We start from the raw sequence: 5,909 nt of genomic DNA on the forward strand, positions 1-5,909 counted from the left end.
GGCGTTGGTCGGGTCGCTGGACGTGCGGTAGTTGAACGCCGCCCCGCCCCACTGGTAGGTGAGCACCCAGATGTTCTTCGGCGCGAAGTAGAACAACGTCGGCGCGACCGCACCGAAGTTCATGCCGTTCTGGCTGGCCGAACCCATGTCCGACCAGTTCGTGAACAGGCCGAAGTTCATCGACCCCCACGTCGAGCCGGTGTCGTGGGTCGTGGCGTACACCAGGTGCCGGCCGTTGTAGACGACGTTGGTGAAGTCCTTCAGCGACACCCACCCCGACTTCGGGTTGGCGAGGGAACCCGTCGACGACCAACGGTAGGACGACGGCAGCGTGCAGCCACCGCCCGTGTTGCCCGGCGTGGTCGGCGGGGTGCTACCGACGCGGACGAGCTGCCACTGCTGGTTGGTGCCGCCCCAGTCGGCGTACTGCACGATGTTGCCACCGTCCGCGGTCGAGGCGCCCTGCACCTCCAGGGCCTTACCGGAGTTACGGTTGATCAGCCGGACGTAGCCGTCGGAGGAGTCGGCGAGACGCCACTGCTGGTTGGTGCCGTTCAGGTCGCTCCACTGCACGATCGAGCCACCGTCAGCGGTGGAGAAGTTGTACACGTCCAGGACCTTCGAGGACAGCTTCGACTTCAGCCGGTAGTAGCCGCCGCCGGAGTCCACGAACTGCCACTGCTGGTTGGAAGCGTCGCTGCGCGCCCACTGGGTGATCCGGGCGCCGTCGTTGGTGGCGAAGTTGTACACGTCGATCGCCTTGCCACTGTTGCGGTTGACCAGGACGTACGAGGCGCTGGTGTCCACGGTGGCGGCCGCGGCGGTGGTCATGTTGAGCACGATGCCGCCGGCGGCGGCGAGCACGGTGGCCAGCAGGACGGTGGCGCCGATCCGCCAGCCGCGTCGTCGGCGGGCGGCCGGGGGTGGCGGGGTCTGGGGTTGCATGGGGCTACTCCTTAGGTCAAGAGCCCGCCCACCCTTCCCGGGGTCCCGTGTTAGCGCTAACAGAATGCTCCGGAAAGGGCGGAATTCCGTAGAAGCACTTAGGGGGTCACGGCACACAGGAGGCGTCGGCGGGAGCGCTCACATCCTGATTCGCGAGGTTGCCAGAAGCATGCGGAACAATCAAGTTCTGCCTGACAGATCCCATTTTCGAAACTCGCTCATTGGTTTATCTCCGCAGCTCAGGCCACCTACATACACGAACCACAGGATGAAAACTGCGGCTTCGAAAGCCGACCTCCGGTGGCCGCCGCGGATAACAACTTCTGCCCGCGCAATTTTCGTTATCCGGAACCAGGCGCGACGGTCGCATCAACAGCACCCTTGACGGGGCATGCCGTTTCACGCAGATTGGGTTGCCGTGACATTCCACGACGGCATGCGCGAATACGATGCACCGACATACCCGGAGTCCGCGACGGGATCACGTGACCAGCTCGCCGTCCGCCGCGGCAATCTCACCCGGATCCTGCGCCACATCCGCACCAACGGCCCGCGCTCCCGCGCCGTGATCGCCACGGCGACAGGACTGCACAAGACCACCGTGTCCAGCCTCATCGAGGAGCTCCTCGACCTGCGGCTGGTCCGGGAGATCGGCATGGATCACTCCGGCGCCGCCGGGCGGCCCGGCCGCAGCATCGCGCTGAGCCCAGACGTCGGCGCGGTCGGCATCGAGATCAACGTCGACTACCTGGCGGTGCACGGCAGCGACCTGGCCGGCCGGACCATCTTCGAGCACCGGGCCGCCTTCCCCCACGTCGCCTGCGGCGTCGAGCAGTGCCTGGACGACATCACCGAGGCGGCCCGGCAGGGGCTGGAACAGCTACGGCGGCGCGGCGTCACGCCGGTCGGCCTCACCGTGGCCGTGCCCGGCCTCATCGACGTCGCCCGAGGCGTGGTCGTGCTGGCGCCCAACCTCGGCTGGCACGACGTGCCGATCGTCGACCGCCTCAGCCACGGCCTACCGCCCGGACTGTGGATCGGCGTGGACAACGACGCCAACCTCGCCGCCCTCGCCGAGCACACCTGGGGCGTCGCCGCCGGCACCGACAACCTCGTCTACCTCACCGGCGAGGTCGGCGTCGGCGGCGGTGTCATTCTCGACGGCCGGCTCCTGCGCGGCGCGGACGGCTTCTGCGGCGAGGTCGGGCACATGCCGGTCGCGCCCGACGGGCAGCGGTGCGGATGCGGCCTGATCGGCTGCTGGGAGACGAAGGTCGGCCTGGCGGAGCTCGTTCGCAGGGCCACCCCGGACGCCGCGTACGACCTCGACCGGCGTCTCGACCGGCAACTCGACACGGACCGCATCAGCGATCCGCAGGAGCGCGTCGCGGAGGTCGCGCGCCGACTGGCGGCCGGCGACCGCGCGGCGGTCGACGCCGTCGCCGAGGTCGGCACCTGGCTCGGGCACGGCGGCGCGATCCTGGTCAACCTGTTCAACCCGCGGGTCATCGTCCTCGGCGGCTACTTCGCCGAGCTGGCCGACCACCTCATCCCCGCCGCGCAGGCCAGGCTGGCCCGGCTCGCCGTCGCAAGCCCCGTGGCCCGCTGCCACTTCGTCGCGTCGCATCTGGGCTTCACCGCGGCGTCGCGCGGCGCGGCCGGCGTCGTGCTCGACCGCATGATCGAACATCCGACGACCGTCCTCGCCGCGGCCGGCGGGTGACCCCGGAGCCGGTACGCAGGACCAGCGCGCGGGCAGCCGTCATCCAGGACGTCGCGCGGCTCGCGGGAGTTTCGCACCAGACCGTCTCCAGGGTGCTCAACGACTCCCCCGACGTCAGCGCGAAGACCCGCGAGCGGGTCCTGCAAGCGGTGCGGCAGCTGCGGTACCGTCCGAACGCCATGGCGCGCGGCCTCGCCGGGCGGAGGTCGCGCATCGTCGGGGTGGTCAGCTTCGACACCAGACTCTACGGCCCGGCATCCACGTTGCTCGGTGTCGAACGCGCCGCCCGCAGCGCCGGCTACGGGGTCAGCATCGCCATGCTGGAACGCCTCGACGACGCCGGCGTGCGGTCCGCGATCGGCACGCTCATCCAGCAGGCGGTGGCCGGGATCGTCGTCATCGCCCCTCACCTCGCCGCCGCAGCGGCGCTGCGCAACCTGCCCGATGGAATGGCCGCCGTGGTCGCCGAGATGGAGCCGGGTACCGGGGTCCCGTCCATCTCCGTCGACCAGGTCACGGGCGCCAGGATCGCGGTCGAACACCTGCTGGCGCTCGGCCACCGCCACGTCGTGCACCTGTCCGGTCCGGGCGACCGGCTGGAATCGCACGGCCGCATCCAGGGCTGGCGCGAGGCGCTGCGCGACGCCGGCCTGGTCGCGCCGGAGCCGATCACCGGCGACTGGAGCGCCCACTGCGGGTACAGCGCCGGGCTGCGCCTCGCCGCCGATCCCTGCGTCACCGCGGTCTTCGCCGGCAACGACCAGATGGCGCTCGGCCTCATGCGCGCGTTCGACGAGCGCGGCGTCCGCGTCCCGCACGACGTGAGTATCGTCGGGTTCGACGACATCCCGGAAGCGGAGTTCCTGTGCCCTCCCCTGACCACGATCCGTCAGGACTTCGACGAGGTCGGCCGGCGCTGCATCGCCGCGCTGCTACGGCTCGTCGAGGCCGACGTGCCCGGGGGTCCCGCCCGCGCCACACCGGACTCGACCGTCGCACCGGCACTCATGATCCGCGCCAGTACCGCCCCGTTCAGGTGCCGCGGGGAATGCGCCGGCGGTCACGGATGACGACTCCGCCGGTACGCTCGCCAGCCCGCGTGCGCCGGAATCATTCCACTGCCGCCGCGTCGATGATCGTCCCAGCCCGACCGTGCACGAACAGCTCCCACACCCGCGCGGCGACCACCGTCGACCAGAGCCGTGTGGTCACCTGCCGTGCCACCGACAAATCAAGCGTCGCCGATGCTGCACGCACATCCTCGAGGGAGGCGACGAAGACTTCCGCACGCGGCCACGACATCGCCACTCGGCAGTTCCCGCAACGCGGTGGCCTGACAGTCGTACCCAATCAGTCACCGGCTGGGTGACGTCGCGCGCAAACAGCGAGCCTGCACATGGATGACCTCATGCAATGGTTGCCATGACCCGCTTCTGTCCCCCTGGTGCACCTCATCCACGCCCGGCAACTCCGGCAGCCCCCGAGCACACGTCGCAGCACGCCAGCCAGATAACACTCAACCTGCGGCTCGACCTGCCGATCGACGACATCGCCATCGTCGTGACCATTGACCCGGCCCGCAGATCATGTCCCACCCGCCGCCCGTGGATAGGACGACCCCGGCGCAGCCGCTGCCGACCACCGTAGCCGGATGGATCCCGCTGACCCTGAACACCTGCACCGTCGGCACCGCCACCCTGTACCGGCATTACCTCGAGCTGTTCGCCCAACGCCACGGCGACGACGAACTCGCCAACATCCGCGCCACCCACATCAGCGACTTCGCCATCTGGATCCAGACCAACGCACAACGCCGGCAGTCCTCCATCGACGGACGCAGCGCCAAAGAACACGCCATCGCCGCCGTCCGCAAACTCTTCACCGTCGCCATGCAAACGACATCATCACCGGCAACCCCGCCACGGTCATCATCAAACCGCGCCGCCATCCCACCCGACGCGCACCCCTGACCAACGAACAACTCAACGACATCTTCGACGTCGTCACCGACAACGAGACGCTCCTGCTGCGCTTCCTTCTCGAAACCGCGTGCCGCCGCGAGGGCCTGCTCAACCTCACCCAGCAATCGGTCCATACAGCCGCCAGACCGTCATCCTCGACGAGAAACACACCAAACTCCGCGAACAGCCGATCTCCGCCATCGTCACCGACGCGCTCGCCGAAGCCGCCTGCCCGCTGTACGCCTGGACCCGGCGCCGCCTCGATGCACTCTGGACCCGCATCGGCCGCCGACTCGACTGGTTCGCCACGCTCGGCGTCACCACTCACTGGTTCCGGCACACCACCATCACCCGCGTCGAGCATTGCACCGGCAGCTATGCCCTCGCCGCCGCGTTCGCCGGCCACCAACTCCCCGGCAGCACCGGAACTTACATCAACATCACCGTCGCCGACATCTGCTGGGCCTTCCAGCAAACCGACTACGGCCATCACCTACTCGCCCCACGCTCCCACCGGCATCAATAGCAATGGTCCCGCCGGCAGACACAGATGGCGGCGGGACACCATCCACGCCAACGGAACGGCTCACTTGGTGAGGCCGGTGGGAGTTCCGCCTCCGCGCGCGGACACGGTCGGTGGCGAGGGTCAGCCGGGCCAGGAAGAGTGCGGCACCGGCGTCGCCCTGGCCGGCTGCGTGCTCGTACAAACTCGGCGACGATGCCGGCCGCGAGGTCTGCTGTGCAGAGCCGAATGCGGATGACGTTGTCGAGGTCGACGGTGTAGCCTTCGGCGGACCGCCTGGAGGTACAGCGTCTCGGCTCCGGACAGGTTCCCGGACAGCTCGCGGAAGAGACCAAGGTCGGCGACAGCCCGGAGGTGGCCGTGTTCGGCGGCCTGGAGCGTGAGCGCCTCCGCCCTGGCCGGGTCTCCGCGGTCCTCTTCGCGCATGTGCGGCAGTCGTAGCAACGCTGAGGCCACCTCATCGTCGCAGCGGGTCGCCATCACGTAGGCGATGCCCTGCTCCTCCAGCCAGCCACGCAGCCCCGGGTTCTGCCCGTACAGTTCGTCGGCGGTGAACCAGGGGCTGCCGCGAGACGGTGGGTGACATCCGCCTGTTCAACGGCCACGTGCCGCCCCGGACGAACCTGCCGCCGACGCTTCCGCGTGCTGGTGAGACCATGCCGGCGTGGGGGGGGGGTGCGGGTCAGCGCGGGGGCGCCGGCCCGCGCGCCCGTGGAGGCGAGCGCGGACCACGACGCGCACCGCCCCGTGCTGGGCC

Annotated in this window: 6 protein-coding genes; 4 read left to right on the top strand and 2 right to left on the bottom strand. The window is 69.4% G+C overall.

Annotation, left to right across the window (positions count from 1 at the left end; translation table 11 throughout):
- Window positions 1-945, bottom strand: a 945-nt coding sequence (locus tag AB0J72_RS58735; RefSeq protein WP_363417958.1) for a non-reducing end alpha-L-arabinofuranosidase family hydrolase, incomplete at its 3' end; no start/stop codon positions are given.
- Between the two features lie 436 nt (window positions 946-1,381).
- Here AB0J72_RS58735 and AB0J72_RS58740 point away from each other — a divergent pair.
- Together AB0J72_RS58740 and AB0J72_RS58745 are read left to right on the top strand one after the other, a co-directional pair.
- Window positions 1,382-2,668, top strand: a complete 1,287-nt coding sequence (locus AB0J72_RS58740) for an ROK family transcriptional regulator (RefSeq protein WP_363417961.1) — start codon at window positions 1,382-1,384, stop codon at window positions 2,666-2,668.
- Window positions 2,665-3,738 carry a LacI family DNA-binding transcriptional regulator gene (locus AB0J72_RS58745; protein WP_363417964.1) on the top strand — a complete coding sequence of 358 codons (1,074 nt, stop codon included), beginning with the start codon at window positions 2,665-2,667 and terminating at the stop codon, window positions 3,736-3,738. The genes AB0J72_RS58740 and AB0J72_RS58745 overlap by 4 nt, the downstream gene beginning before the upstream one ends.
- A gap of 40 nt (window positions 3,739-3,778) precedes the next feature.
- Here AB0J72_RS58745 and AB0J72_RS58750 read toward each other — a convergent pair whose 3' ends face one another.
- Entirely contained in the window at window positions 3,779-3,976 is a 198-nt protein-coding gene (locus tag AB0J72_RS58750) for a hypothetical protein (protein ID WP_363417967.1), read from the bottom strand.
- Between the two features lie 296 nt (window positions 3,977-4,272).
- Here AB0J72_RS58750 and AB0J72_RS58755 point away from each other — a divergent pair, with 296 nt between their 5' ends.
- Complete coding sequence (locus AB0J72_RS58755; RefSeq protein WP_363417970.1) at window positions 4,273-4,638, top strand: hypothetical protein; 366 nt, start codon at window positions 4,273-4,275, stop codon at window positions 4,636-4,638.
- A 79-nt stretch (window positions 4,639-4,717) separates the two neighbouring features.
- Complete coding sequence (locus AB0J72_RS58760) at window positions 4,718-5,155, top strand: hypothetical protein (RefSeq protein ID WP_363417972.1); 438 nt, start codon at window positions 4,718-4,720, stop codon at window positions 5,153-5,155.
- Window positions 5,156-5,909 lie beyond the last annotated feature (754 nt).

Origin of the sequence: Dactylosporangium sp. NPDC049742, from assembly GCF_040674675.1 — a bacterium.
GTDB lineage: Bacteria > Actinomycetota > Actinomycetes > Mycobacteriales > Micromonosporaceae > Dactylosporangium > Dactylosporangium maewongense.